The sequence below is a fragment of the Mycobacterium sp. NPDC003323 genome (assembly GCF_053589535.1).
The window spans coordinates 333,066-358,855 of the sequence record NZ_JBSFSB010000002.1 but is presented as its reverse complement, the minus strand read 5'-3'; the positions used below and the strand labels follow the sequence as shown (position 1 = coordinate 358,855).

Sequence of the window (25,790 nt, the reverse complement as noted above, 5' to 3'; positions counted from 1 at the left end):
CTCGTGTGGTGTCCGGAGTGACCGCTGTCCGCGCCGACGAACTGGCCGCGCTGGAGTTCTTCGCCGGATGCCCCGCGCACAGTTTGGCTCCGTTGGCGGCACTGCTGCAGCCGCTGTCCGCGTCACCCGGGCAGGTCCTCATGCGGCAGGGCGAGACGGCGTTGACGTTCCTGCTGATCGGCACCGGACACGTCGAGGTGACCCATATCGCCGCCGCGGGCGCGCCCGTCACCGCCACGCTCGGGCCGGGCGCGGTCCTCGGCGAGATCGCCCTGCTGCGTGACAAACCGCGCACCGCGACGGCCGTGGCGACGGCACCGATGACCGGCTGGGTGGGCGGCGTCGACGCGTTCGCCGCGCTGGTGGAGCTACCGGGTGTGATGGACCGTCTGGTGCGCATCGCGCGTCAGCGGCTGGCCGCCTACCTGACCCCGGTCGAGGTCGCGCTGCGCGACCATCTGGTGCTGCATCTGCGCCCGGTGCTGCCCGGCGACAACGTGCGCACCATCGACGGGCCGATCGAGTTCTCCGCCGAGACGCTGTATCGCCGCTTCCAGAGCACCCGGGTGCCGACGCCGGCGCTGATGGCCTACCTGTTCGAGGTGGACTACGTCGACCACTTCGTGTGGGTGATGACCGCCGGCGTGGACGGCCCCGTCGTCGCCGACGCCCGCTTCGTCCGGGAGGGCCACGGTGTCAGCACCGCGGAGGTGGCCTTCATCGTGGCGGATATCTACCAGGGCCACGGCATCGGGACCTTCCTGATGGACGCCCTGGCGGTCGCCGCGCACGTCGGTGGTGTCACCCGGTTCTCGGCGCGGGTGCTGACCGACAACTATGCGATGCGCGCCATCATGAACCGCGCCGGGGCGCACTGGGTGCGCGATGATCTCAACGTGGTGATCACCGAGGTCGACGTCCCGCCGCCCGACGCGCTGTCGCTGGAACCGGAGATGTACGGCGAGATCGCGGATCTGGCCCGGCGCGTGATGCGGTCGGTGAGCTGATGCGACCGCCGCTCAGTAAGGACACCCGGCTCTGCATCTCGCTGGCGGCGCGACCCAGCAATATCGGCACCAGATTCCACAACTACCTGTACGACGAACTCGGCCTGGACTTCATCTACAAGGCGTTCACCACCACCGATATCGCCGCGGCGATCGGCGGCGTGCGGGCGCTGGGCATCCGCGGCTGTTCGGTGTCGATGCCGTTCAAGTCCGATGTGATGGCCCTGGTCGACGATATCGAGCCGTCGGCGCGGGCCATCGAATCGGTCAACACGATCGTCAACGATCACGGCCATCTGACCGCCTCGAACACCGATTACCTTGCGGTGCAACAGCTCATCGGCCGGCACGGACTCGATCCCGCCGAAGCGGTGCTCGTCCGCGGCAGCGGCGGCATGGCCAATGCGGTGGCGGCGGCATTCGCCGGCGCCGGGTTCGGCGCCGGCACCATCGTGGCCCGCAACGGTGCCACCGGCCCGGCGTTGGCCGAGCGGGTCGGTTGGGGCTACGCGCCCGAGGTCGGGTCGTTGCGCGCGCCGATTCTGGTGAACGTGACTCCGATCGGCATGGCGGGGGCCCCGGAGCGGAGCGCGCAGTCCTTCGACGATGACGCCATCGCCGCCGCGCACGCGGTGTTCGACGTGGTGGCGATGCCGTCGGAGACGCCGGTGATCGCGGCGGCCCGCGCGGCGGGCGTCACGGTGATCACCGGTGCGGAGGTGATCGCCCTGCAGGCGGCCGAACAGTTCGAGCGTTATACCGGTGTCCGGCCGACCGCAGCGCAGATCGCTGCCGCCTCGGCGATCTCTAGGGCGTGATGGTGGTCGCCTCGTCGATGGCGGCGGTGGCGTCCATCAGCGGGCCCATCTGCTCTTCGGTGCCCTCGGCGTTGATCTGCAGCACGAACAAGCCGTCGTCGGCCGGGATCACGGTCGTCTTCTGAGCCACCAGCAGGGACTTGCCGTCCTTGACGTAGGTGCCGCCGACGGTGACGGCGTCGAACCCGCCGAGCTTGCCGGGATCACCGTCGTTGCCGCCGTTGTACTCGGGCAGGTTCTTCAGCTCACCCGGCGCGTACTCCAGGATCTTGGCGCCGTCGACGTCCCCGCTCAGCTTGGACAGGATGGCGGTGATGGTCGGCGGGGGCGGCGGCATCGCCGGATCGGCGAAGACCATCTGGCCCCACGCCCATTCCGGGGTGGCCGGACCGGCGTCCACCCATCCCGGCGGCGTCGGCAGGTTGATCGTGGGGCTGCCCGGATCGCCGCGCTTGACCTGGGCTTCGGTGATGCCGTTCTGCTGGATGTACTGGGCGATGGTCAGGTTCTCGCCGGCCGGCGGAGCGGGGTCGGCCGTGGCGGTGTCGGTCTCGGGCGCGGCGGCCGCGGACGGCGAGGTCGTCTCCTCGGTGCCGGTATCCGGTCCGGTCGAGCTGTCGGACCCGCAGCCGGCCAGCGCCAGGCTGAGCACCGCAGCCGCGACGGCGGCACCGCGGGCGGTGGTCTGCTTGTTCATCGGTTCTCCTGTCATCGGCGCGCGAGGCGGTCTCGGGTCAGGACGTTACCGGGGCGGGCCGGAAACCGACGGGCTGTCCGCGTGTGCGTTTCGACAAACGGCCGTGCTCGCTCGCCGATGTGGTACCACAGCGGGGTGCGTCGCTACGCCATCTGCCTGGGTGCCGTGCTCGCCGTCACCGGATGCGGCGGCCCCGAGGCGACGTCGCCGCCGACGGCCACGTCGTCGGCAGCCCGGTCCGGGGTGGTGAACCCGGCCGCGATCGCCCGGGTGCGCGCTGACCTGCCGCCCGGCTACGAGGTCGCCGAACTGGCCGATCGTGCTGAGCCGGCGGCGTTCTGGGGTGTGAAGCCCGGCTGGACGGCCGAGCCCGCACCGTGTGCGGCGCTGGCCGACCCGGGCGCCGGCGCTCCGAGCCAGGGCTGGTCGGCCTCCGGCCCGGGCGGCATCATCCATGCCGTGGCGGCCGGCCCCGGTGCGCGGGCGGCGAGCGACGGCCAAGGCTGTGCGCACTGGACGCTGTCGGGCGGACGGACCACCGCGTCGGTCGCCGCCGTTGCCGGTCCCGATATCGCCGACACGCCGACGGTGGCGATGCGCACCGAGGCCACCACCGTCGTCGAGGGCGGTACCGAGACGCGGTCACATGCCGACACCGCCGTGGCCTACCTGGACTCGGGTTACGTCGTGTTCGTCACCGTGGTCACCGATCCCGGTTCGGCGCTGCCGGTACTCGGATCCGATGTCGCGGCACGGCTGCTGGCGCAATCCGTCTCGGCCGTCGCCGGGTAGATTGGCGGCGATGCTCACGTCCCGGGCGGTAGCCCTCGTCACCTGTGCGGTCGCGCTCACCGCGTGCTCCTCGGCCGAATCGGCGCAGCCCGGTATCGACAAGGTCTTCGAGGTGAAGTCGACGTTCGGCTCGGAGTTCCAGGTCACCACCACCGGACCGACCGGTATCGACCCGAAACTGCTGGCGCCGCAATCGGTGCCGCCCGGCGTCACGATCGAGCCGGCCGACTGCGCGAAGTTCGCCGCCGGGCTGGCCATTCCGCAAGGCGCACAAGGCAACATGGCCGCCACCACCGCCGAGGGCAAGGGCAACCGCTTCATCGCCATCGCCGTCGAGACGTCCGAGCCCGTCCCGCCCAACGATCCGGGATCGAACTGTCAGAAGGTTGCCTACGCCGGCCCAGCTGTGCGCGGCCTGGTCGAGGTCGTCGAGTCTCCGCAGATCGACGGGGTCCGCACGCTGGGCACCCACCGCGTGGTGCAGACCTCGGTCGGCGGGAAACCGCACAGCGGTGAACTGTTCAACTACGTCGCCAGCTTCGATTCCTACCTGGTGATCGTGACCGCCAATCCACTGGTGGTGCCCAACACCCCCGTCGCGCCGGTGGACACCGCCAAGGCCCGAGAACTGCTCACCGCCGCGGTGGCCGCGGTACGCGGCTAGCTAGCGCACGTCGCGCACCCGGAACTGGATGCTGATCCGTGGGCCCGTCGGCCGGGCCGTCTTGGGCACCGCGTGCTCCCAGGTTCGCTGCGCCGAACCGCCCATCACCAGCAGATCGCCGTGGGCCTGCGGAAGCCGCAGGCTGCGGCCGCCGCCGCGCGGGCGCATCGCGAAAACCCTTCGCGCGCCCAAGCTCACGATGGCGACCATGGTGTCCTCGGTGCTGCTGCGGCCGACCGTGTCGCCGTGCCAGGCCACGCTGTCGGTGCCGTCGCGGTACAGGCACAGTCCGGCACTGGTGAACGGTTCGCCGAGCTCACCGGCGTAGATGTCGTTGAGCCGCACCCGCAGTCGTGCGATCGCCGGGTGCGGGGCCGGGCCGGCGGTCAGGTCGTGGAAGCTGACCAGGCGCGGCACGTCGAGCACCCGCTCGTACATCTGTCTGCGTTCGGCGCGCCAGGGCACCGCCTCCAGCAGCTCGTCGAACAGCGTCTTCTCCCCGTCCAGCCAGCCGTTGAGCCAGCCCGCGCGCACGTCGATCCACGCGCCCGCACCCAGGTTGCGGCGTTCCGAATGGTCGAAGAGCGACCCCTGAACGGCCAGAGACACGCCTCGAGACTATCGCACACGCGTTCGATTTCACAGATTGGCCGCGCCGGGTCCATGATCGGCCAGCACGTCATCGGGATTGGCCAGCTGGCAGGACTTCAGGCTCAGGCAGCCGCAGCCGATGCAGCCCGCCAGGTTGTCGCGCAGCCGTTCCAGATGCAAGATCCGTTCGTCGAGGTCCTGGCGCCACCCGGCCGACAACCGGGCCCAGTCCTTGCTCGTGGGCACGCGGTCGTCGGGCAGGGTCGCCAGCGCCTCACGAATACGCGCCAGCGGGATGCCGAGGCGCTGCGACATCCGGATGAAGGCCACCCGGCGCAGCGTGTCGCGGGCATAGCGGCGCTGGTTGCCCGAGGTCCGCCGGGACCGGATCAGGCCCTCGCGCTCGTAGAAATGCAATGCCGAGACGGCCACTCCGCTGCGGAGTGACATCTCACCCGGTGTGAGCTCGTGCGTCTCCATACACCTCAACCATAGTTGAGTTACCGTTGCCGGTGTGGAAGCGATACCGCTTGGTTCCAATTCGGAGGTCGGCAGACTGCGGGCGGTGATCCTGCACCGGCCGGGAGCGGAACTGCAGCGGCTGACGCCGCGCAACAACGACGCGCTGCTGTTCGACGGGCTGCCTTGGGTCAGCAAGGCGCAGGAGGAGCACGACGCCTTCGCCGCGCTGCTGACCTCCCGCGGTGTCGAGGTGCTGCTGCTCGGTGATCTGCTGGCCCAGGCGCTGGCCTCCGGTGCGGCGCGCATGCACGGCATCTCCGCGGCCGTCGACCCGCGTCGGCTGGGTGTGCCGCTGGCCCAGGAACTCTCGGCCCACCTGCGTACCTTGGAGCCGGCCGCGCTGGCCCGCGTGCTGATGGCCGGTATGACGTTCGACGAGTTGCCGTTTGCCTCCACCGAACTGTCGCTGGTGCGGCGCATGCACCACGGCGGTGATTTCGTCATCGACCCGCTGCCGAATCTGCTGTTCACCAGGGACTCGTCGTTCTGGATCGGACCGCGGGTGGCCATCACCTCGCTGGCGCTGCCGGCGCGGGTCCGCGAAACGTCGCTGACCGATCTGATCTACGCGCACCACCCGCGGTTCCTGGGTGTGCGGCGGGCCTACGAGTCCCGGTCCGCCCCGGTCGAGGGCGGCGACGTGCTGCTGCTGGGGCCCGGCGTGGTCGCCGTCGGGGTGGGGGAGCGCACCACCCCGGCCGGTGCGGAAGCGTTGGCGCGCAGCCTGTTCGACGACGATCTGGCCCATACCGTGCTGGCCGTGCCGATCGCGCAGGAACGCGCCCAGATGCACCTGGACACCGTGTGCACCATGGTCGACGTCGACGCCGTCGTCATGTACCCGAACATCGTGGACTCGTTGTCGGCGTTCACCATTCACAAGGTGTCCGGGGGCATCAAGATCGACGACGAGCAGCCGTTCGTCCGGGCGGCCGCCGAGGCGATGGGGATCGACCGGTTGCGCGTCATCGACACCGGCCTGGATCCGGTGACCGCCGAACGCGAGCAGTGGGATGACGGCAACAACACCCTGGCCCTGGCGCCGGGGGTGGTGGTGGCCTATGAGCGCAACACCGAGACCAACTCGCGGTTGGCCGATTCCGGTATCGAGGTGCTGCCCATCGCGGCATCCGAACTGGGCACCGGCCGCGGCGGCCCGCGCTGCATGTCCTGCCCGGCGGCCCGCGACCCCCTGTAGGAAGGTTTGCCGCGTCCGCGGATAGGGCAGCATGATGGGCATGCCTACGCTGCTGTGGTTCCGGCGCGACCTGCGGTTGCGCGACCTGCCCGCACTGCTCGACGCCGCGGCCGGCGACGGCGAGGTGCTCGCCTGCTACGTGCTGGATCCACGTCTGCACGCCAGTTCCGGACCGCGGCGGCTGCAGTACCTCTACGACGCGCTGCGTGATCTGCGCGACCAACTCGACGGCCGCCTGCTGGTGACCGAGGGACGTCCCGAGCAGCGCATCCCGGCGTTGGCCAAGGCGATCGACGCGTCGGCGGTGCACGTCTCGGGTGACTTCTCACCGTTCGGCATCCGGCGTGACAAGGCGGTGCGGGAGGCTCTCGGTGAGAGCGCGCTGGAGGACAGCGGCTCACCGTATCTGGTGTCGCCGGGACGGATCACCAAGGACGACGGCAGCCCGTACAAGGTCTTCACGCCGTTTTTCCGGGCCTGGCGTGAGCACGGCTGGCGGGGCCCGGCCAAGACCGGACCCAAGTGCGCGACCTGGATCGACCCGAAGGATGTCGGCCACGGCGCCAAGCGCGTCGAGATCCCGTCCGGTGACCTCGATTTGGAGCTGCCCGCCGGGGAGACCGCGGCGCGTAAGGCCTGGAAGGCGTTCGTCGAGGACAAGATCGCCGACTACGCCGATGACCGCAACCGGCCCGATATCGACGGGGTCAGCCGGATGTCGGCGCATCTGAAGTTCGGCGCCATCCACCCCCGCACCATGGCCGCCGACCTGGGCGCCGGTGAAGGGCCGCAGGCCTATCTGCGCGAGTTGGCCTTTCGCGACTTCTACGCCGCGGTGCTGCACGCCTGGCCGCGCAGTTCGTGGTGGAACTGGAACAAGACCTTCGACGCCATCGCGGTGGACGAGGACGTCGACGCCCAGAAGCGCTTCGAGGCCTGGAAGGCCGGCAAGACCGGTTTCCCGATCGTCGACGCCGGGATGCGCCAGCTCGCCGAGACCGGGTTCATGCACAACCGGGTCCGGATGATCACCGCGTCGTTTCTGGTCAAGGATCTGCACCTGCCGTGGCAGTGGGGTGCGCGCTGGTTTCTGGAGCAATTGGTAGACGGGGACATGGCCAGCAATCAGCACGGTTGGCAGTGGGCGGCCGGCTGCGGCACCGATGCCGCGCCGTACTTCCGGGTGTTCAACCCCGATACCCAGGGCAAGAAGTTCGATCCCGACGGGGCCTACGTGCAGCGCTGGGTGCCCGAGGTCGGCGGGCCGGAGTATCCGCAGCCGATGGTCGATCACGCCGCCGAGCGCCGCGAGGCGCTGCGCCGCTACGAGGGCGTCCGGTAGTTCCCGGCGAGCGTGCGTGTCTGCACCCCAACACGCCGGGTTCGCAGCCGAGAATGCGCACGCTCGTCGACGGGCTCGCACCCCGTCGGCACCACCACTGCACTCACCGAGACTGACGAAATGTCGAGATCTACTCGCACTTTTTCACCCGTTTGTTCGTTTGGGCGAAAATCAGGTCAGCGCCAGGAGGGTAGCCAGATCTGCAGATGCCAGGTGGCCTGCGAGATCGGCAGCCCCGTCATGATCGGGTACAGCCACGCGAAGTTCGTGATCACCAGCGCCACATAGCAACTCACGGCGATCAACCCCAGCGTTCTTCGTTCGGCGTTCTGCCGCGGTTGATACAAGATGTCGCCCAGTATCAGCGCTATCAGCATCACCAGGAACGGCGCCATCGCGGTGGCGTAGAAGAAGTACATCTGCCGGTCGATCGCGAAGAACCACGGGATGATGCCCGCGCCGTAACCGACCAGCACCGCGGCATAGCGCCAATCGTGCCGCACAAAGGTGCGCCAGCACGCCCACAACAGCACCGGCACCGCGATGAACCACATGGCCGGCGTGCCGACCAGCATCACGGCCTTCACGCACGACTCGGCCCCGCAGCCCGACACGTTCTGCTGGTCGATGGCGTAGAGCACCGGCCGCAGCGACATCGGCCACGTCCACGGCTTGGACTCCCACGGATGGTGGTTGCCCGCGGCGTTGGTCAGCCCGGAGTGGAAGCGGTACACCGAGGCGGTGTAGTACCACAGCGAGCGGATGGCATCGGGCAGGAAACCGCCCTCGCCGATGGTCCGGCCCACCTCGTGCCGGTAGACGCCGGTCTCGGAGGCGAACCAGCGCGCATAGGAGCCCAAGTACACGGCCAACGGGATGAGCACCAGCGCGTAGAACGATGGGGCCGCATCGCGGCGCAGCCCACCCAGCCACGGCCGGGGCACCCGGTACTGACGGCGCGCGGCGATGTCGAAGGCCAGCGTCATCACCCCGAAGAAGGCGATGAAATACAGCCCCGACCACTTGGTCGCGCAGGCCAGACCCAGCAGCACCCCGGCGCCGAACCGCCACCAGCGCACCCCGAGTCGCGGACCCCACGGGGTCTCATCGATCCGCCCCTCCAGCAGGGCCACGTGCATGCGCTCACGCACCTGGTCGCGGTCGACGATCAGCGCGCCGAACGCCGCGACCACGAACACCACCAGATACACGTCCAGCAGCGCGGTGCGGGCCGAGACGAAGCTGACGCCATCGGCGATGATCAGCAGCCCGGCGATCGCCCCGATCAGCGTCGAGCGGGTCATCCGGCGGACGATGCGGGCGACCAGGATCACGATGATGACGCCGCACACCGCGCCGCTGAACCGCCAGCCCAGGCCGTTGTAACCGAAGATCCACTCGCCGATGCCCATCAGCATCTTGGACAGCGGCGGGTGCACCACCAGGCCGTAGCCGGGGTTGTCCTCGATGCCGTTGTTGTGCAGCATCTGCCAGGCCTGCGGCGCGTAGTGCTTCTCGTCGAAGATCGGGGTGCCGCCATCGGTCGGCGAGCCCAGGTTGAGGAAGCGGGTCAGCGCGGCCAGCGCTCCGATGATGGCCGTCATCACCCAGCCCTGCAGCCGGTCGACGGGCCCGAAGTCCGGTGCCGGGACGAGCGGTCCGGGACTGATCACGGGTGCGGCGCGCTCCGATTGCACGGTGTCAGGAGCGGTCATCATCGACGATCGTAGGCTTTGTGTGTGTCAGAAGGCCGATTGCTCCTGGGTGCCACTCCGTTGGGGCAGCCCGGTGACGCCTCGGCCCGGCTGATCCGGGCGCTGCGGACCGCCGATGTGATCGCCGCCGAGGACACCCGCCGGGCCCGTGCGCTGGCCGCCGCGTTGGAGGTGGCGCCGACGGGGCGGGTGCTCAGTCTGTTCGACCAGAACGAGGCGACGCGGGTGCCCGCACTGGTCGATGAGATCGCCGGCGGCGCCACGGTGCTGTTGATCAGCGACGCCGGCATGCCGCTGATCAACGACCCGGGCTACCGCCTGGTGACGGCCTGCGTGCAGGCCGGGCTGACGGTCAGCTGTCTGCCGGGCCCGTCGGCGGTGACGACGGCGCTGGCGGTGTCCGGACTGCCCGCCGACCGGTTCTGCTTCGAGGGATTCGCCCCACGCAAACAGACCGCGCGCCGCGGTTGGCTGGCCGGACTGGCCGCCGAGGCACGCACCTGTGTGTTCTTCGAATCACCGCGCCGGCTGGCCGACACCCTGACCGACGCCGTCGAAACGCTCGGCGGTGACCGGCGGGCCGTGGTGTGCCGGGAGCTGACCAAGACCCACGAGGAGGTTCGGCGCGGGACGCTGGCCGAGCTCGCCGACTGGGCGGCCGGCGGCGTGCTGGGGGAGATCACCGTGGTGCTGGCCGGCGCCACCCCGAGGGCCGATCTGGACACCCTGGTGGCGCAGGTGACCGACCTCGTCGAGGACGGCATGCGGATCAAGGATGCGTGCGCCCGGGTGGTCGAGGCGAATCCCGGCGCACCGTCCAAGCGTGAGCTCTACGACGCGGTGCTGCGGTCGCGCGACTGAGTCGGGCAGGCGGCGACCGTGGTGTCGTCCTCGACCTAGGTTGCGCCGGGCATCATGTCCACAGGGCGGCCGTAGGAACCGTCCCGGCCCAGTCCGACGATCGAAGCCGCCTTGTGTAGGCACTCCTGCCACTCCGCGGCCGGATCGGAATCGGCGGTGATCCCGCCGCCGACGCCGAGCACCGCATCGCCGTGCGCGTCGAACTCGACGGTGCGGATCGCCACGTTGAGCTCGGTGCCGGCGGACGGCGACGCCAAACCAACTGTGCCGCAATAGATTCCGCGTCGGTGCTGCTCCCAGGAGCCCAGTAGTTCGCGGGCGCGTCCCTTCGGTGTCCCGGTCACCGACGCCGGCGGGAAGGTGGCCGCCAACAATGCCGACATCGGCACCTCGACCGGGATGCGGGCCTGCACCGTCGAGACCAGGTGCCACACTCCGGGCGCCTGGTGCACGGTCAGCAGTTCGGGCACCGTGACCGATCCGGTGACGGCCAATCGGCCCAGATCGTTGCGCACCAGGTCGACGATCATGATGTTCTCGGCGACATCCTTGACCGAGGCGCGCAACAGCGCCGGTGATTCATCAAGCGGCAGCGTGCCTTTGATGGGACTGGAAAATGTCGCCTCGCCGCTGCGGCGCAGGAACAACTCCGGTGACAGGGAGACCACCGCGCCCCAGCCGCCGGCCACATAGGCCGCCCGCGCCGGCGCCGTGCGGCTCACCGCGTCGATGAAGAAGTCCAGCGGGTCGCCGGTGAGCCGGCCGCAGAACCGGGTGCACACGCAGGCCTGGTACACCTCCCCGGCGGCGATCGCCTCCAGGCAGGACGCCACCGCCGCGAGATGCCGGTCGCGATCCGGTGCGGTCCAGGTCATCGAGTACGCGCGCGCGCTCGCGGCCGACAATCCGGCCAGCCAGTCGGGAAGTGCTGCGCCGGTGAGGCTTTCATGCCACCACAGGCCGTCGGTGTCCTGGCGCAACACCGTGTCGGACCAGCCGCCCGCGGCCGGTGGGATGCGGGCAGGGTCGGGACCGTCCGGGTAGGACAGGTACCCGAACCAGCCGCCGCCGACGGCGGCCGCCGATCCCGGTGTCGCCGGGAAGACCTCGTCGGCGCCGACGGGGTCGGCGGCCAGTGAGGGAGCGATCACCGCCCGGGAACCGAACCAGTCGCCGATCAGCGCCGCCGGTGGTGCCAGGCCGTGCCGGGCCGCGGCGTCGGCAACCCAGCGCAACACCCCGGGGGCGTCGCCCAGTGAGCCGAGCGGGTCGATACGCACCGGCCCAGCTTTGCAGAAGTCAGCGGCCGATCGCGCGCGGGATGGCGGCGGTGGTCAGCTTGTCCGGGTTGCGCATCGCGTAGAAGTGCGAGATCCGACCCTCGGTGAACTCGACGGTGATGACGCCCTCGAAGCGCTCGCCCAGGTACAGGTTGAGCGCCGGGGCGTTATTGTAGGTGGTGAACTCGACGCGGCCGGCATCACCGGACATCCGGAACAGGCCGATGATGAGCCGCGCGACCCGGTCGGCACCGTGCACCGGTCGCCGGGCGGCGCTGACCTTGCCCGCGCTGTCGGCGGTCCACACCACGTCGGGCGCCAGCAATTCGACCAGCCCGGCGACATCACCGGTGGCGGCCGAGATCAGGAACTGGGTGGTCAGCTGCTCGCTGGCGGTCAGGTCGACCGGCTCGTAACGTTTGCGCCGGGCGTGCACGTGTTCGCGTGCGCGGTGCGCCAACTGGCGCACCGCGGCCGTCGACTTACCCACCGCGGCGGCGATCTCGTCGTGGCCGAAGCCGAAGACCTCACGCAGCACGAAGACCGCGCGCTCGTCCGGGGACAGCGTCTCCAAAACCACCATCATCGCCATCGACACCGACTCGGCCAGCACCAGATCGCTTGCCGCATCTCCGGATTCGACCAGTAGCGGTTCAGGAAGCCACGGCCCGACATACTCCTCGCGCCGACGGGCCTGCGCCCGTAGCGCGTTGAGCGACTGCCGGGTCACCAGCTGGGCCAGATAGGACTTGGTGTCACGCACCGTATCCAGGTCCACCTCGGCCCAGCGCAAATAGCTTTCCTGCAGCACGTCATCGGATTCTGTTGCCGAGCCCAGGATTTCGTAAGCGATGGTGAACAGCAGTGGCCGCAGCGCGGTGAACCGTTCGGCGTGCTCGCTGGCCGTCATGCGCGAGCCGTCTCGAGCTTCTGCGCGCGCTTGCCGCCCTTGAGCCAGAAGTAGGCGCCGGGCTTGCGGGCCTCCTTGCGCAGAAACGACAACGTGCCCCTGCAGACCTGCTCCTTGATCAGTGCCGCCGTGCGGCCGCCGATGTACACCCGGATCGGGGTGTCGTCGGTGCGGGCGATCTGGATCGTGCCACCGGTGCGGCCGACGCTGATGCACTGGCCGGTGAAGGCCTGATTGATCGGTGCGGCGGCGGTGCCCGCGATGCGGGCCAGCACGGTGTTGGCGGCCTGGGCGCCCAGCGGCAGCGCGGCCTGGCAGCTCATCCGCAGCGGCACCCCCGAGGGCGCGGCCGCGTCCCCGGCGGCGAACACCCGGTCGTCGTCGATGCTGGTCAGCGTCTCATCGGTGAGCAGCCGGCCCAGCTCGTCGGTGCGCAGACCGCTGGCCGCGGCCAGCGCGGGCACGCCGAAACCGGCCGTCCATACCGTCGCCGCGGCGGCCACGGTGCGTCCGTCGGACAGCGTGACATCGTGGTCGCTGACGGCGGTGACGGTCGGTCCCTCGATCACCGTCACGCCGAGCTTGGTGAGTTGCTTGGCCACCGATCGGCGGCCCGGCACGCTCAGCGAGGGGCCCAGCACCGGACCGGTCACCAAGGTCACCGGGCGACCTGATTCGGCGAACTCCGAGGCGGCCTCGATGCCGGTGAGCCCGCCGCCGACGACCACGACGGGCGCCGAGGTCGCCACGTCCTGCAATCGCGCCGCCAGCCGTTGCGCATCCTCCAGTTCGCCGAGGCGGTAGGCGGATCGGGGCGCGGTGCCACCGGTGCTGCCGACGGCGTAGATCAGGTAGTCGTAGTCCAGCGCGGCGCCGGAGGCCAGATGCACTCGGCGTCCGTCGGTGTCGATGCACTCGGCACGCTCGACCACCAGCCGCACCCGCTCACCGAGCAGGTCGGCGTAGTCGGCGACGGCGTCGTCGTTGCCCGCCGCCAGCTGGTGCAGCCGGATCCGTTCGACGAACTGCGGCCGGGCATTGATCAGCGTGATGTCGACGTCATCGCGCTGCAACAGATGGTTGGCGGCCAGCACACCGGCATATCCGCCACCGATGACGACGACGTGGGTTTTGTGATCACTCACGGTGCTCTCCTGTCTGACGAGGGTTGTGCCCTCAAGACACCGGCGCGCCGCGCAGTGTGACATCGCCGCCACAAGTGTGGCTCAGATCACTAGATCAAGCCCAGCGCCAACATCGCGTCGGCCACCCGGATGAACCCGGCGATATTGGCGCCGGCGGCGTAGTTGCCCGGCTGGCCGTAGTCCTCGGCCGTGGTCAGACAGACATCGTGGATGCGCCCCATGATCCCGGCCAGCCTGGCCTCGGTCTCCTCGAAGGTCCAGGAGTCGCGGGAGGCGTTCTGCTGCATCTCCAGCGCGCTGGTCGCCACACCACCGGCGTTGGCGGCCTTACCGGGCGCGAAGATCACCCCGGCTTCCCCGAACAGCCGCACCGCATCGGGCGTGCACGGCATGTTGGCGCCCTCGGCGACGATGCGGCACCCGGATTCGATGAGCGCGGTGGCGTCGCGTCCGGACAGTTCGTTCTGGGTGGCGCAGGGCAGCGCGATATCGCAGGGCACCTCCCAGATGCCGCGGCCCGCGACGAACTGGGCGACCCCGCCGCGGGCGTCGACGTACTCGCTGATGCGGCCCCGGCGGACCTCCTTGATCTCCTTGATCAGCGCGAGGTCGATGCCCTTCTCGTCGACGACGTAGCCGCCGGAATCCGAGCAGGCCACCACGGTGCCGCCACGTGCCTGCACCTTCTCGATGGCGTAGATGGCGACGTTGCCCGACCCGGACACCACGACCCGCTTGCCGTCGAACGAGTCGGCGTTGGCCCGCAGGATCTCGTCGACGAAGAAGACCGTGCCGTATCCGGTGGCCTCGGTGCGCACCTGCGAGCCGCCCCACGTCAAGCCCTTGCCGGTGAGGACCCCGGCCTCCCAGCGATTGGTGATGCGCTTGTACTGGCCGAACAGGAAGCCGATCTCGCGCGACCCGACGCCGATATCACCGGCCGGGACGTCGGTGTGCTCACCGATGTGCCGGTAGAGCTCGGTCATGAAGGACTGGCAGAACCGCATGATCTCGTTGTCGGAGCGGCCCTTCGGATCGAAATCCGACCCGCCCTTGCCGCCACCGATGGGCAGACCGGTCAGCGAGTTCTTGAAGATCTGTTCGAAGCCGAGGAATTTGACGATGCCCAGGTAGACCGACGGGTGGAAGCGTAGGCCGCCCTTGTATGGTCCGAGCGCGGAGTTGAACTCGACCCGGAAGCCCCGGTTGATCTGCACTGCACCGGAATCGTCGATCCAGGGCACCCGGAAGATGATCTGGCGTTCGGGCTCGCACAGCCGCCGGATCACCGCGCTGTCGGCGTACTCCGGATGTTTGGCGACGACGGGGCCGAGGCTGGTCAGTACCTCGTAAACCGCCTGGTGGAACTCGTGTTCACCCGAATTGCGTTGAGCCACTTCGTCATAGATGTCATGCAGCTTCTCGTGCAGGCCGGTCATCTCACTCCGTCTGATATCTCGGGAACACACCCTCGGGTTTGGGCAGTGCGGTGCCCGGCGTGAGCCGGGTGGCGATGGCGCTGAACGCGCGGGCCTCGGCCGGCTGGCCCAGCAGATCGAGCAGCTTGGCGCACGCCGTCGGCATCACCGGCTGCGCCAGCAGCGCGGCGATGCGCACGGTCTCCAGCGTCGTGTACAGCACGGTGGCGAACCGTTCCTGCGCCTCGGTGGTCTCGGTCTTGCGCAGCACCCACGGTTCCTGGGCCGAGAAATACCGGTTGGCCGCGCCGAGCACCGACCAGATCGCGTCCAGCGCGAGGTGCATCGCCTGGTCGTCGAAGTTCTGCCGGACCCGCTCCAGCAGCGCGTCGGCGGCCGCCAGCAGTTCGTTGTCCGCCGGTGTGAATGCACCCGGGGTCGGCACCTGGGCGTCGAGGTTCTTGTTCACCATCGACAGCGAGCGCTGCGCCAGATTGCCCAGCTCGTTGGCCAAATCGGCGTTAATGCGCCCGATGATGGCCTCCTCGCTGTAGCTGCCGTCCTGTCCGAACGGCACCTCGCGCAGGAAGAAATAGCGCACCTGGTCCAGCCCGAACTCGTCGACCAGCACCAGCGGGTCGACCACGTTGCCCAGCGACTTGCTCATTTTCTCGCCCTTGACGTTGATGAAGCCGTGCGCGAAAACCCTTCGGGGCAGCTCGATTCCGGCCGACATCAGAAACGCCGGCCAGTACACCGTGTGGAACCGGATGATGTCCTTGCCGATCATGTGCAGATCGGCCGGCCAGTACTTGCCGAACGCCTCGGCGGCGGTGTCCGGGAAGCCCACGCCGGTCAGGTAATTGGTCAGCGCGTCCACCCAGACGTACATGACGTGGTCGGGGTGATCGGGTACCGGCACACCCCAGTCGAAGGTGGTGCGTGAGATCGACAGGTCGCGCAGCCCGCCGGAGACGAAGCTGACGATCTCGTTGCGGCGCACATCGGGCCCGATGAACTCGGGATGCTCCTCGTAGTGGGCCAGCAACCGGTCGGTGTACTCGGACAGCTTGAAGAAGTAGGTCTGCTCCTCGGTCCAGGTGACCTCGGTGCCGGTCTCGATGGCGTAGCGGCCGCCGTCGCGCTCCTCGGTCTCGTCCTCGGCGAAGAAGCGCTCATCGCGCACCGAGTACCAGCCCTGATAGCTGCCCAGGTAGATGTCGCCGGCCGCATTCATGGCGCGCCAGATCTCCTTGGACGCCTCGTAGTGATCGGCGTCGGAGGTGCGGATGAACCGGTCGTAGGAGGCGCCGAGGCGTTCCTGCATGCGCTCGAACACATCGGAGTTGCGCTTGGCCAGCTCGGCGGCGGTGATGCCGAGTTTTGCGGCGGTCTCGGCCATCTTGAGCCCGTGCACGTCGGTGCCGGTGAGGTAGCGCACGTCGTAGCCGTCGAGGCGCTTGAACCGGGCGATGGCGTCGGTGGCGATGTACTCGTAGGCGTGTCCGATGTGGGGGTCGCCGTTGGGGTAGGCGATGGCCGTGGTGATGTAGTACGCAGGCTTGCTCATTTGGCTCTCACCTTAGGGTGTGTGTCGTGAGCGAAGCTTGCGAGCGAACAATCGGACCATCACGCGGGAGCCGAGCCTGCGAGGCAACCGCTTGAGCGCCAAGAGAGAGAAGCCGCCCGCGCCCGAGCCGCTGACCCCGCTGATCGACGCCCACACCCACCTCGACGCCTGCGGTGCGCAAACGGCCGAGGACGTCACCGCCATCCTGGATCGCGCCGAGGCCGTGGGCGTGCGGGCCGTCGTCACCATCGCCGACGATCTGGACGCCGCCCGCTGGGCCGCGCAGGCCGCCGACTGGGACCCGCGCGTCTACGCCGCCGTGGCGCTGCACCCGACCCGCGCGGGCGCACTCGATGACGCGGCCAAGGCCGAGCTGGAGGCGTTGTCCGCCCACCCGCGGGTGGTGGCGGTGGGGGAGACCGGCATCGACATGTACTGGCCGGGAAAGCTGGACGGCTGTGCCGACCCGGGCACGCAGCGGGAGGCGTTCGCCTGGCATATCGACCTGGCCAAACGCACCGGTAAACCGCTGATGATCCACAACCGCGACGGTGACGCCGAGGTGCTCGACGTGCTGGCCGCCGAGGGCGCCCCGGACACGGTGATCTTCCACTGCTTCTCCTCGGATGCGCAGATGGCGCGCACCTGCGTCGGCAACGGCTGGCTGCTGAGCCTGTCGGGGACGGTGAGCTTCAAGAACTCGCACGCACTGCGCGAGGCCGCCACGGTGATCCCGCCCGAGCTGCTGCTGGTCGAGACCGATGCGCCGTTTCTCACCCCACACCCGTTCCGCGGCGCACCGAACGAGTCCTACTGCCTGCCCTACACCGTGCGAGCGCTCGCCGAGATCCTGGACCGCCCGGCGACCGATGTCGCCGAGGCCACCTACGCGAACGCGCTGCGGACCTATGGACTCGACAGCGACTGACGGAGCGCGGCGAGTTGGCACCTCAGACCCAATTTCGTTACCGTCCTGTTATTCGATTGCGGACGGTCTCTTCGACGCCCTAGGTGCCGCACTCAACAGTACGGGGATCCAGGCTCGTGAACGTCTTGAACAGAATCCATGAAACGCGCTCGACCGCGCTGCGGGTGTTGGTCGGCGCACTGCTGCTCACCTTGGTGTTTGCCGGCGGCGTGGCGGTGGCCTCGCACAAGACGGTGACGCTCAACGTGGACGGGTCGCCGCTGACCGTGGCGACGATGAAGACCCGGGTCATCGACGTCGTCGAGGAGAACGGGTTCACCGTCGGCGACCGCGATGACCTGTATCCGGCCGCAGATGCCCAGGTGCACGACGCCGACACCATCGTGCTGCGTCGCAGCCGTCCTCTGCAGATCTCGATGGACGGCCGGAACAGCACCGAGGTGTGGACGACCGCAGCAACCGTCCAGGAGGCGCTGGCGCAGCTGTCGATGACCGACACCGCACCCGCGGCGGCCTCCCGCGGTAGCCGTGTTCCGTTGGCCGGGATGTCATTGCCCGTCGTCAGCGCCAAGACCGTGCACCTCAACGACGGTGGCAAGGTCAGCACCCTGCGGCTGGCCGCCCCGACCGTCGCCGGCCTGCTCGACGCCGCCGGGGTGCCGCTGCAGCAACGTGACACCGTGGTTCCCGCGCCGTCTGCGCCGGTCGTCGACGGTATGCACATCGATGTGACCCGGGTGCGCATCGAGAAGGTCACCCAGCAGGTGCCGCTGCCCCCGACCAGCAATCGCATCGAGGATCCGACCCTGAATCAGAGCCGTCAGATCGTCGAGGATCCGGGCACGCCGGGCCTGCAGGACGTGACCTTTGCTGTCGCGCGCGTCAACGGCCGGGAGACCGGAAGGTTGCCAGTAGCCAATGTCGTCGTGAACCCGGCGCGCGGAGCTGTGCTGAGAGTCGGCACGAAGCCGGGTACCGAGGTGCCGCCGGTCTCCAACGGCCACGTCTGGGACGCGCTCGCCCGATGCGAATCGGGAGGTAATTGGGCCATCAACACCGGCAACGGATATTTCGGCGGTGTTCAATTTGATCAAAACACCTGGGAGCGTCAGGGCGGTCTGAGGTATGCTCAGCGGGCGGATCTGGCGACTCGAGAAGAGCAGATCGCGATTGCTGAAGTAACGAGGGCGCGTCAGGGTTGGGGCGCCTGGCCGACATGTAGCGCGAGATTGGGGTCAAGGTGACCATCCGACTGCTCGGGCGTACCGAGATCAGGCACCTGGCGCGGGAGATCGACTTCCGGCCCAGGAAGGCGTTCGGACAGAACTTCGTCCACGACGCGAACACCGTGCGTCGTATCGTGTCCGCCTCCGGTATCCACCGGCAGGACTGTGTGGTCGAGGTCGGACCGGGTCTGGGGTCGCTGACCCTCGGGCTGCTGGACCGCGGCGCCCGCGTCACCGCGGTCGAGATCGATCCCGTGCTGGCCCGGCAGCTGCCCAAGACCATCGCCAACCACTCGCACAGCGAGATCGGCCGGTTGACCGTGCTCAACCGCGACATCCTCACGCTGAAGGCCGGTGACCTCGACGAGCAGCCCACCGCGCTGGTCGCGAACCTCCCGTACAACATCGCGGTGCCCGCGCTGCTGCATCTGCTGGCCGAGTTCCCGTCCATCAAGACCGTCATGGTCATGGTGCAGGCCGAGGTCGCCGAGCGGCTGGCCGCCGAGCCCGGCGGCAAGGACTACGGCGTGCCGAGCGCCAAGGTGCGCTTCTACGGCGAGGTGCGCCGGTACGGCATGGTGTCGCCGACGGTGTTCTGGCCGATCCCGCGGGTGTACTCGGGTCTGGTTCGCATCGACCGCTACGAGACGTCCCCGTGGCCGACCGACGCGGCCTTCCGCGAGCAGGTCTTCGAGCTGATCGACATCGGCTTCGCGCAACGTCGCAAGACCTCCCGCAACGCCTTCGCCGAGTGGGCCGGCTCCGGTAACGAGTCCGCCGAGCGTCTGCTCGCGGCCAGCATCGCCCCGGCCCGTCGCGGCGAGACGCTGAGCACCGCCGATTTCGTCCGGCTGCTGCAGCGCTCCGGTGAGTTCACCGAGGCCCGTGAACCGGTCGAGTCGCCGGCCCCGGTGGTCCAGGCCGAGCCGTCGTCGGCTAACTCCGTTCAGAGCTGACGACGCTCCGACACATCGATCTTGTGCGGGTGAAGCGCGTCAGGATCGCCCGAATGTGATCCTTGACACATCACGCTGGCAAACATTAGTCTCGGTGATAGCGGCGGGATCGACGAGGGGTATCTCACCACTTGGTTAGTCGGTGCCGGTGTCTACCGGGGCGGCGCAGCGGTAGTGTCGTGCGGTGTCTGCTTCTGACGGAGATGCCGCCACCGAATGGGTCCCCACCGGTTCGGTCACGGTGCGGGTGCCCGGCAAGGTCAACCTGTATCTGGCTGTCGGCGATTGCCGCGAAGACGGCTACCACGAACTGACGACGGTGTTCCACGCCGTGTCGCTGTTCGACGAGGTGACCGTGCGCAACGCCGATCTGTTGTCGCTGGAGATGTCCGGGGAAGGTGCCGAGTCGCTGCCGGTCGACGACCGCAATCTGGCCTGGCGGGCCGCCGAATTGATGGCCGAACATGTCGGTCGGGCCCCCGATGTCGCGATCTCGATCACCAAGTCCATTCCCATCGCGGGCGGGATGGCCGGCGGCAGCGCTGACGCCGCGGCCGTGCTCGTCGCCATCAACACGCTGTGGGAGTTGGGTGTGCCGCGTCGCGATCTGCACGCGCTGGCCGCGCAACTGGGCAGCGACGTGCCGTTCGCCCTGCACGGCGGCACGGCGCTGGGCACCGGTCGCGGTGAGGAACTGGCGACCGTGCTGGCCCGCAGCACCTTCCACTGGGTCTTCGCCTTCGCCCACGACGGGCTCTCCACGCCCGCGGTGTTCGGTGAGATCGATCGGCTGCGGTCGGACCCGCAGTGGGGCGGACCGCCGCGATTGGACGACGCCGAACCCGTGCTGGCCGCCTTGGCCTCCGGCGACCCGCATGTGCTCGCACCGCTGCTCGGCAACGACCTGCAACCCGCGGCGCTGAGCCTGCGTTCGGATCTGCGACGCACGCTGCGGGCCGGCCGCGAGGCCGGGGCGCTGGCCGGCATCGTCTCCGGGTCCGGCCCTACCTGTGCCTTCCTGTGCGCGTCGGCGCCCGACGCCGTCGACGTCGGCACCGCGCTGTCGGGGGCCGGGGTGTGCCGCACGGTGCGGGTTGCCAGCGGTCCGGTGCCCGGCGCCCGGGTGGTGCCCGAGCCCGTGCGCTGACGGACCGGCGCGAAAACCAAACCTGCGATTCGTGTGACACATGCCTCAATCGACGCAAGGGTTTGGCAGTTACTTAAGGGTTCTTTAAGATGGGCTCGGTGGAGACTGGCCAGCGGGCAAAGGGCCGGTGACCACCGAATTGAGACACAACTGCTTCCCAATTGTGTGTGCGCGCCTCTCCTGAAGAGTGCACCTGCAGGCGGAATATAGGGAAACGCGCGAGGATCCTGGAGCCGACGTCGTCGTCGATCCGGCCCCAGACACCCAGGAGGTTGCCGTGAGCCGCTTTACCGACAAGATGTACCGCAGTGCCAGGGAGAGCACGCGGGGCATGGTCACCGGCGAACCCTATGAGCCGGTGCGCCACACCTGGGCCGAGGTGCACGAGCGCGCCCGCCGGGTGGCCGGCGGCCTGGCCGCGGCCGGTATCGGGCACGGTGACTCCGTCGGTGTGCTGGCCGGTTTCCCGGTCGAGATCGCGCCCACCGCCCAGGGCGTGTGGATGCGCGGCGGCAGCCTGACCATGCTGCACCAGCCGACCCCGCGCACCGACCTCGCGGTGTGGGCCGAGGACACCATGACCGTCATCGGCATGATCGAACTCAAGGCCGTCATCGTCTCCGAACCCTTCATCGTCGCCATCCCGGTGCTCGAGGAGAAGGGCATCAAGGTCCTCAAGGTGGCCGACCTGCTGGCCGCCGACCCGATCGACCCCGTCGAGACCGGCGAGGACGACCTGGCGCTGATGCAGCTGACGTCCGGGTCCACTGGATCACCGAAGGCGGTCCAGATCACCCACCGCAACATCCACTCCAACGCCGAGGCCATGTTCATCGGCGCCGAGTACGACGTCGACAAGGACGTCATGGTCAGCTGGCTGCCCTGCTTCCACGACATGGGCATGGTCGGCTTCCTGACCATCCCGATGTACTTCGGTGCCGAGTTGGTCAAGGTCACCCCGATGGACTTCCTGCGCGACACCCTGCTCTGGGCGCGCCTGATCGACAAGTACAAGGGCACCATGACCGCCGCCCCGAACTTCGCCTACGCGCTGTTCGCCAAGCGGCTGCGCCGGCAGGCCAAGCCGGGCGAGTTCGACCTGTCCACGCTGCGCTTCGCGCTGTCGGGCGCCGAGCCCGTGGAGCCCGCCGACGTCGAGGACCTGATCGACGCCGGCAAGCCGTTCGGCCTCAAGGCCTCGGCGATCCTGCCGGCCTACGGCATGGCCGAGACCTGCCTGGCGGTGTCGTTCTCCCCGTGCAACGCCGGCCTGGTCGTCGACGAGGTCGACGCCGACCTGCTGGCCGCGCTGCGCCGCGCGGTGCCGTCGAGCAAGGGCAACACCCGCCGGCTGGCCTCGCTGGGCCCGTTGCTGCGCGACCTGGACGCACGCGTCGTCGACGAGGACGGCGCCGTGCTGCCGACCCGTGGCGTCGGCGTCATCCAGCTGCGCGGCGAGTCGGTGACCCCGGGCTACATCACCATGGCAGGCTTCCTGCCCACCCAGGATGAGAACGGTTGGTATGACACCGGCGACCTCGGCTACATCACCGAGGAGGGCAACGTCGTCGTGTGTGGTCGCGTCAAGGACGTGATCATCATGGCCGGGCGCAACATCTACCCGACCGATATCGAGCGCGCCGCCGGCCGCGTCGAGGGTGTGCGCCCCGGCTGCGCCGTCGCGGTCCGCCTGGACGCCGGGCACTCCCGCGAAACCTTCGCCGTGGCAGTGGAATCCAATGCCTACCAGGATCCCGCCGAGGTGCGTCGCATCGAGCACCAGGTCGCCCACGAGGTGGTGACCGAGGTCGACGTGCGCCCGCGCAACGTGGTCGTGCTGGGGCCGGGCACCATCCCGAAGACCCCGTCGGGCAAGCTGCGCCGCGCCAACTCGGTCGCCCTCGTCACCGGCTGACCCCTTTCGCCCAAACGAACAAAAGGGCCCAGAAGTACGAGTGCGGCCCACCATTTCGTCGGTCTCGGCGCACGGCGGTGATCCGTATCCTGGTCTGATGGAACGGTCTTCGCACGTCTTGCTCGGCTGGTTCGGCGTGCTGGGGGCCGCCATCTCCGTCGTCGCCATCCTGACGCTGGACGCGGTGCTCGGCGGCGAGTCGCACCGGCCCGGTCGTACCCTGCGGATGGCCACCATCTCCGAGTACATCTACACCCCCGGCGGGTGGGCCTTCCTCACCGGCGTGCTGGCGCTTGCTGCCGGTTCGATCCTGCTGCTGATCGGGCTGATCAGTGCCGGCCTGGTGAAACCGCTGTCGGCCGGCACGATCCTGATGTCGCTGTGGGTGGTCGGCCTGCTCGGGGTCGCGGCCTTCCCCAAGCACAACTGGGAGATCGGGCCCAGCACAAGCGGTTCCATCCACCGGGTGGCCACCCTGCTGGCGTTCCTGTCGCTACCGGCGGCGGTGCTGGCCATCGCGCGTCGGCACCGCGGCGCACGACCCGCCATCTGGCTGGCCTACGGATCCATCGCCTGGCTGTCGGTATTGTTCGGCGCCATCGCCGTCAGCTTGGTGACCGACCTTCGCTGGTACCGCATCATCCCGCTCGGCATCGTCGAACGCGGGATCGTCGCCTTCGAGGTGGCTGCGGTCATCGCGTTGGGAATCTGGTTGATACGCGGGCAGGTTGGCGCCGAGCGTGCGCAAACTCACCTTTGAGACCGGTGTGTCGGGCCGCAGACACGCACGCTCGCCGGGAAGGGGAGAAACCGGGGGAGCTACCAGGCGTGCACGGTGTTCTGCGCGGCCTCCAGACCCTGCGCCAGCAATAGCTCGGTGGCATCGGCGGCCTGCTCGCAGATCACCCCGACCTCGGGCCGCTCGACGGAGTTGAACGGCTCCAGCACGTACGCCGCGGGATCCTTGCGGCCCGGCGGGCGCCCCACCCCGATGCGCACCCGCTGAAAATTCTTGGTGCCCAATGCCGCGGCGACCGAGCGCAGACCGTTGTGCCCGCCCTCGCCGCCGCCCAGCTTCAGCCGGATGCGACCGAAGTCGATATCGAGTTCGTCGTGCAGGATCACCACATCGGCCGGGTCCACCGAATAGAAGTTGGCCAACGGCCCGACCTGTCGGCCGGATTCGTTCATGTACACGCGTGGTTTGGCCAACACGACAGCCCGGGTGCCGAGGCGACCTGTGGTCACCTCGGCACCGGACTTCTTGTGCACCTTGAAGCCTGCGCCGATCCGGTCGGCCAGGATGTCGGCCACCATGAACCCGAGATTGTGCCGGGTCGTGGCGTAACGCGGCCCGGGGTTGCCCAGGCCGACCACCAACAGCGGCTCGGCCACGGGCTGTTACTCGGAAGCTTCGGTTTCGGCTTCCGCGTCGCCCTCGCCCTCGGCGGGCTCCTCGGCCGAAGCGGCCTCGTCGGTCTCGCCGGCGCCTTCGGACTCGAGGTCCTCGGCGGTCGGGGCGGCGACAACGTTGACCACCAGGGTCTCGGCATCGACGACCAGGGTGACGCCCTTGGGCAGTTCGAGCTGACCGGCGGTGATCTGGGTGCCGACCTCGGCGCCCTCGACCGACACGGTGATCTGCTCGGGGATCGACAGCACGTCGGCCTCGACGGCGATGGTGTTGGCGTCCTGGGTGACCAGGGTGCCGGCCTCGGCCTCACCCTCGACGAGGACGGTCACGTCGACCTGGACCTTCTCGCCACGCTTGACGACCAGCAGGTCGACGTGCTGGATGGTGCGACGCACCGGGTGGATGTCCAGCGCCTTGGTCAGCGCGAGCTGCTCGGTGCCGTCGATGTCCAGGGTCAGGATCGCGTTGGTGCCCGAGTGGCGCAGCACGGCGGCGAAGTCGTGCGCGTTGAGCTCGAGGTGCTGCGGGTCGGTGCCGTGACCGTAGAGCACGGTGGGGACCTTGCCGTCGCGGCGGGCCTGGCGCGAGGCGCCCTTGCCGGTGCGCTCACGCACGGAGGCGGTCAGCTTGTTGGGGGCCGAGTTCTTGGCCATGTTGTCTCTCCTGTAGCCGGTTCACACACGGCCAGGGTCCAACGAAATGGGTTCCCGTCGATAACGGTGGCCTCCCGCTCTTGAGGAGAGCCACCCTCGCCGTGACGTCAGCAAGGGTAGCCGACGAGCACCTCAGATCCGAAATTCGGTACCGGTGAGCTGCGCGGACAGCGCCCACAGCGCCGCGGCCGTCACCGTGTTGCGGGCCAGCGGGCTGCGCGGGCTCTGCCCGGTGGCACCCCGCATCGCGAACCGCGGGCCGACGAAGCTGTCGCCGGGGATGTCGGCGGCCGCGGCGTACAGCGTCTGCCGCGCCCCGAAGTCGGCGTCGGTGGCCATCTTGTTCGCGGCCTTGAAGATCTTGTCCCCGGTCGGGTTGCCGGTGTTGCCCTGCAGATTGGTCGCCGAGTAGCCGGGGTGTGCGGCCACCGCCCGCACCGGCCACCCGGCCGCGGTCAACTGGCGCTGTAACTCGGTGGTGAACAGCAGGTTGGCCAGCTTGGACTGTCCGTAGGCCAGCCACGCCGAGTAGGGCCGCGCCCTCCAGTTCAGATCCTTCAGGCTGATGACGCCGAGCAGGTGCATCATCGACGACACCGTCACCACCCGGTCGGTGATCTTGGGCAGCAGCAGGTTCGTCAGCGCGAAGTGCCCGAGGTGGTTGGTGCCGATCTGGCTCTCGAATCCGTCGGCGGTCTGCGCGTACGGCACCGCCATGATCCCGGCATTGTTGATCAGGACGTCGACGGCGTCGGTGCCGGCGGCGAACTCCCGCACCGAGTCCAGGCTCTGCAGGTCGAGTTCGCGCACGCGCACGTCGCCGGACATCTGCGCGGCGGCGTCCTCACCCTTGGTGGTGTTGCGGCAGGCCAGTGTGACGGCAGCGCCGACGCGGGCCAGTTCGCGCGCGGTGACCAGGCCCAGGCCGCTGTTGGCGCCGGTGACGATCACCGTGCGCCCGGCGAAGGACGGCAGGTCGGAGGCGGTCCATGAGGTCATGGCTGTCACCCTAGCGGTGGCC

Annotated in this window: 25 protein-coding genes; 13 read left to right on the top strand and 12 right to left on the bottom strand. The window is 69.0% G+C overall.

The features are described from left to right. Positions 1-8: 8 nt before the first annotated feature. Both ACWDUN_RS08480 and ACWDUN_RS08475 read left to right on the top strand, forming a co-directional pair. The gene (locus tag ACWDUN_RS08480; protein WP_449927256.1) at positions 9-1,007 is read left to right on the top strand and encodes a GNAT family N-acetyltransferase; all 999 of its coding nucleotides are present in this window, start codon (positions 9-11) and stop codon (positions 1,005-1,007) included. Continuing rightward, positions 1,007-1,825: a shikimate 5-dehydrogenase gene (locus tag ACWDUN_RS08475; protein WP_449927253.1), complete on the top strand. Its 819-nt coding sequence runs from the start codon at positions 1,007-1,009 to the stop codon at positions 1,823-1,825. The genes ACWDUN_RS08480 and ACWDUN_RS08475 overlap by 1 nt, the downstream gene beginning before the upstream one ends. Here ACWDUN_RS08475 and ACWDUN_RS08470 read toward each other — a convergent pair. Further along, entirely contained in the window at positions 1,815-2,522 is a 708-nt protein-coding gene (locus ACWDUN_RS08470) for an LpqN/LpqT family lipoprotein (RefSeq protein WP_449927250.1), read from the bottom strand. The two genes, ACWDUN_RS08475 and ACWDUN_RS08470, sit on opposite strands and share 11 nt — an antisense overlap. 135 nt (positions 2,523-2,657) lie before the next feature. On the opposite strand from ACWDUN_RS08470, the gene ACWDUN_RS08465 reads away from it, so the two are divergent. Both ACWDUN_RS08465 and ACWDUN_RS08460 read left to right on the top strand, forming a co-directional pair. Then, positions 2,658-3,314 carry a DUF5642 family protein gene (locus ACWDUN_RS08465; protein WP_449927247.1) on the top strand — a complete coding sequence of 219 codons (657 nt, stop codon included), beginning with the start codon at positions 2,658-2,660 and terminating at the stop codon, positions 3,312-3,314. Positions 3,315-3,324: 10 nt separating this feature from the next. Beyond that, entirely contained in the window at positions 3,325-3,978 is a 654-nt protein-coding gene (locus ACWDUN_RS08460; protein ID WP_449927244.1) for a DUF5642 family protein, read from the top strand. On the opposite strand, the gene ACWDUN_RS08455 is transcribed toward ACWDUN_RS08460, so the two are convergent. Together ACWDUN_RS08455 and soxR are read right to left on the bottom strand one after the other, a co-directional pair. Beyond that, positions 3,979-4,587: an alpha-ketoglutarate-dependent dioxygenase AlkB gene (locus ACWDUN_RS08455; protein WP_449927241.1), complete on the bottom strand. Its 609-nt coding sequence runs from the start codon at positions 4,585-4,587 to the stop codon at positions 3,979-3,981. Between the two features lie 30 nt (positions 4,588-4,617). Further along, the gene (gene soxR / locus ACWDUN_RS08450) at positions 4,618-5,049 is read right to left on the bottom strand and encodes a redox-sensitive transcriptional activator SoxR (RefSeq protein WP_449927238.1); all 432 of its coding nucleotides are present in this window, start codon (positions 5,047-5,049) and stop codon (positions 4,618-4,620) included. A gap of 43 nt (positions 5,050-5,092) precedes the next feature. Between soxR and arcA the strand changes: the two genes are divergently transcribed. After that, positions 5,093-6,289, top strand: coding sequence for an arginine deiminase (gene arcA, locus ACWDUN_RS08445; protein WP_449927787.1), 1,197 nt, complete (start codon positions 5,093-5,095; stop codon positions 6,287-6,289). A 40-nt stretch (positions 6,290-6,329) separates the two neighbouring features. Further along, positions 6,330-7,631, top strand: coding sequence for a cryptochrome/photolyase family protein (locus ACWDUN_RS08440; protein WP_449927235.1), 1,302 nt, complete (start codon positions 6,330-6,332; stop codon positions 7,629-7,631). Positions 7,632-7,807: 176 nt separating this feature from the next. Here ACWDUN_RS08440 and ACWDUN_RS08435 read toward each other — a convergent pair whose 3' ends face one another. Continuing rightward, the gene (locus ACWDUN_RS08435; RefSeq protein WP_449927232.1) at positions 7,808-9,346 is read right to left on the bottom strand and encodes a dolichyl-phosphate-mannose--protein mannosyltransferase; all 1,539 of its coding nucleotides are present in this window, start codon (positions 9,344-9,346) and stop codon (positions 7,808-7,810) included. A 24-nt stretch (positions 9,347-9,370) separates the two neighbouring features. On the opposite strand from ACWDUN_RS08435, the gene rsmI reads away from it, so the two are divergent. Beyond that, positions 9,371-10,207 carry a 16S rRNA (cytidine(1402)-2'-O)-methyltransferase gene (rsmI, locus tag ACWDUN_RS08430; protein ID WP_449927229.1) on the top strand — a complete coding sequence of 279 codons (837 nt, stop codon included), beginning with the start codon at positions 9,371-9,373 and terminating at the stop codon, positions 10,205-10,207. A 35-nt stretch (positions 10,208-10,242) separates the two neighbouring features. Here the strand turns inward: rsmI and ACWDUN_RS08425 are convergent, their stop codons facing one another. From ACWDUN_RS08425 to metG, 5 genes are all read right to left on the bottom strand, one after another. After that, positions 10,243-11,487 carry an aminodeoxychorismate synthase component I gene (locus ACWDUN_RS08425; RefSeq protein ID WP_449927225.1) on the bottom strand — a complete coding sequence of 415 codons (1,245 nt, stop codon included), beginning with the start codon at positions 11,485-11,487 and terminating at the stop codon, positions 10,243-10,245. Positions 11,488-11,506: 19 nt separating this feature from the next. Then, positions 11,507-12,397 carry an RNA polymerase sigma-70 factor gene (locus ACWDUN_RS08420; RefSeq protein ID WP_449927222.1) on the bottom strand — a complete coding sequence of 297 codons (891 nt, stop codon included), beginning with the start codon at positions 12,395-12,397 and terminating at the stop codon, positions 11,507-11,509. Then, entirely contained in the window at positions 12,394-13,542 is a 1,149-nt protein-coding gene (locus ACWDUN_RS08415) for an NAD(P)/FAD-dependent oxidoreductase (protein WP_449927219.1), read from the bottom strand. The genes ACWDUN_RS08420 and ACWDUN_RS08415 overlap by 4 nt, the downstream gene beginning before the upstream one ends. 89 nt (positions 13,543-13,631) lie before the next feature. Next, on the bottom strand, positions 13,632-14,981 hold the full coding sequence (gene gdhA / locus ACWDUN_RS08410) for an NADP-specific glutamate dehydrogenase (protein ID WP_449927216.1): 1,350 nt from the start codon (positions 14,979-14,981) through the stop codon (positions 13,632-13,634). A 1-nt stretch (position 14,982) separates the two neighbouring features. Then, positions 14,983-16,530, bottom strand: coding sequence for a methionine--tRNA ligase (gene metG, locus ACWDUN_RS08405; protein ID WP_449927213.1), 1,548 nt, complete (start codon positions 16,528-16,530; stop codon positions 14,983-14,985). Between the two features lie 91 nt (positions 16,531-16,621). On the opposite strand from metG, the gene ACWDUN_RS08400 reads away from it, so the two are divergent. The 6 genes from ACWDUN_RS08400 to ACWDUN_RS08375 all read left to right on the top strand — a co-directional run bounded on the left by ACWDUN_RS08400 (position 16,622) and on the right by ACWDUN_RS08375 (position 23,462). Further along, the gene (locus ACWDUN_RS08400) at positions 16,622-17,458 is read left to right on the top strand and encodes a TatD family hydrolase (RefSeq protein WP_449927210.1); all 837 of its coding nucleotides are present in this window, start codon (positions 16,622-16,624) and stop codon (positions 17,456-17,458) included. Between the two features lie 116 nt (positions 17,459-17,574). After that, entirely contained in the window at positions 17,575-18,702 is a 1,128-nt protein-coding gene (locus ACWDUN_RS08395) for a transglycosylase family protein (RefSeq protein ID WP_449927207.1), read from the top strand. Then, positions 18,699-19,640, top strand: coding sequence for a 16S rRNA (adenine(1518)-N(6)/adenine(1519)-N(6))-dimethyltransferase RsmA (rsmA, locus tag ACWDUN_RS08390; RefSeq protein ID WP_449927203.1), 942 nt, complete (start codon positions 18,699-18,701; stop codon positions 19,638-19,640). The genes ACWDUN_RS08395 and rsmA overlap by 4 nt, the downstream gene beginning before the upstream one ends. A gap of 184 nt (positions 19,641-19,824) precedes the next feature. Beyond that, positions 19,825-20,787: a 4-(cytidine 5'-diphospho)-2-C-methyl-D-erythritol kinase gene (locus ACWDUN_RS08385; protein WP_449927201.1), complete on the top strand. Its 963-nt coding sequence runs from the start codon at positions 19,825-19,827 to the stop codon at positions 20,785-20,787. A 277-nt stretch (positions 20,788-21,064) separates the two neighbouring features. After that, complete coding sequence (locus tag ACWDUN_RS08380) at positions 21,065-22,702, top strand: fatty acyl-AMP ligase (RefSeq protein WP_449927198.1); 1,638 nt, start codon at positions 21,065-21,067, stop codon at positions 22,700-22,702. A gap of 97 nt (positions 22,703-22,799) precedes the next feature. Continuing rightward, the gene (locus ACWDUN_RS08375) at positions 22,800-23,462 is read left to right on the top strand and encodes a DUF998 domain-containing protein (protein WP_449927195.1); all 663 of its coding nucleotides are present in this window, start codon (positions 22,800-22,802) and stop codon (positions 23,460-23,462) included. 59 nt (positions 23,463-23,521) lie between these two features. On the opposite strand, the gene pth is transcribed toward ACWDUN_RS08375, so the two are convergent. From pth to ACWDUN_RS08360, 3 genes are all read right to left on the bottom strand, one after another. Further along, positions 23,522-24,097: an aminoacyl-tRNA hydrolase gene (gene pth, locus ACWDUN_RS08370; protein WP_449927192.1), complete on the bottom strand. Its 576-nt coding sequence runs from the start codon at positions 24,095-24,097 to the stop codon at positions 23,522-23,524. A gap of 6 nt (positions 24,098-24,103) precedes the next feature. Next, positions 24,104-24,769 carry a 50S ribosomal protein L25/general stress protein Ctc gene (locus tag ACWDUN_RS08365; protein WP_449927189.1) on the bottom strand — a complete coding sequence of 222 codons (666 nt, stop codon included), beginning with the start codon at positions 24,767-24,769 and terminating at the stop codon, positions 24,104-24,106. A 132-nt stretch (positions 24,770-24,901) separates the two neighbouring features. After that, positions 24,902-25,768 carry an oxidoreductase gene (locus ACWDUN_RS08360; RefSeq protein ID WP_449927186.1) on the bottom strand — a complete coding sequence of 289 codons (867 nt, stop codon included), beginning with the start codon at positions 25,766-25,768 and terminating at the stop codon, positions 24,902-24,904. Between the last annotated feature and the right edge of the window lie 22 nt (positions 25,769-25,790).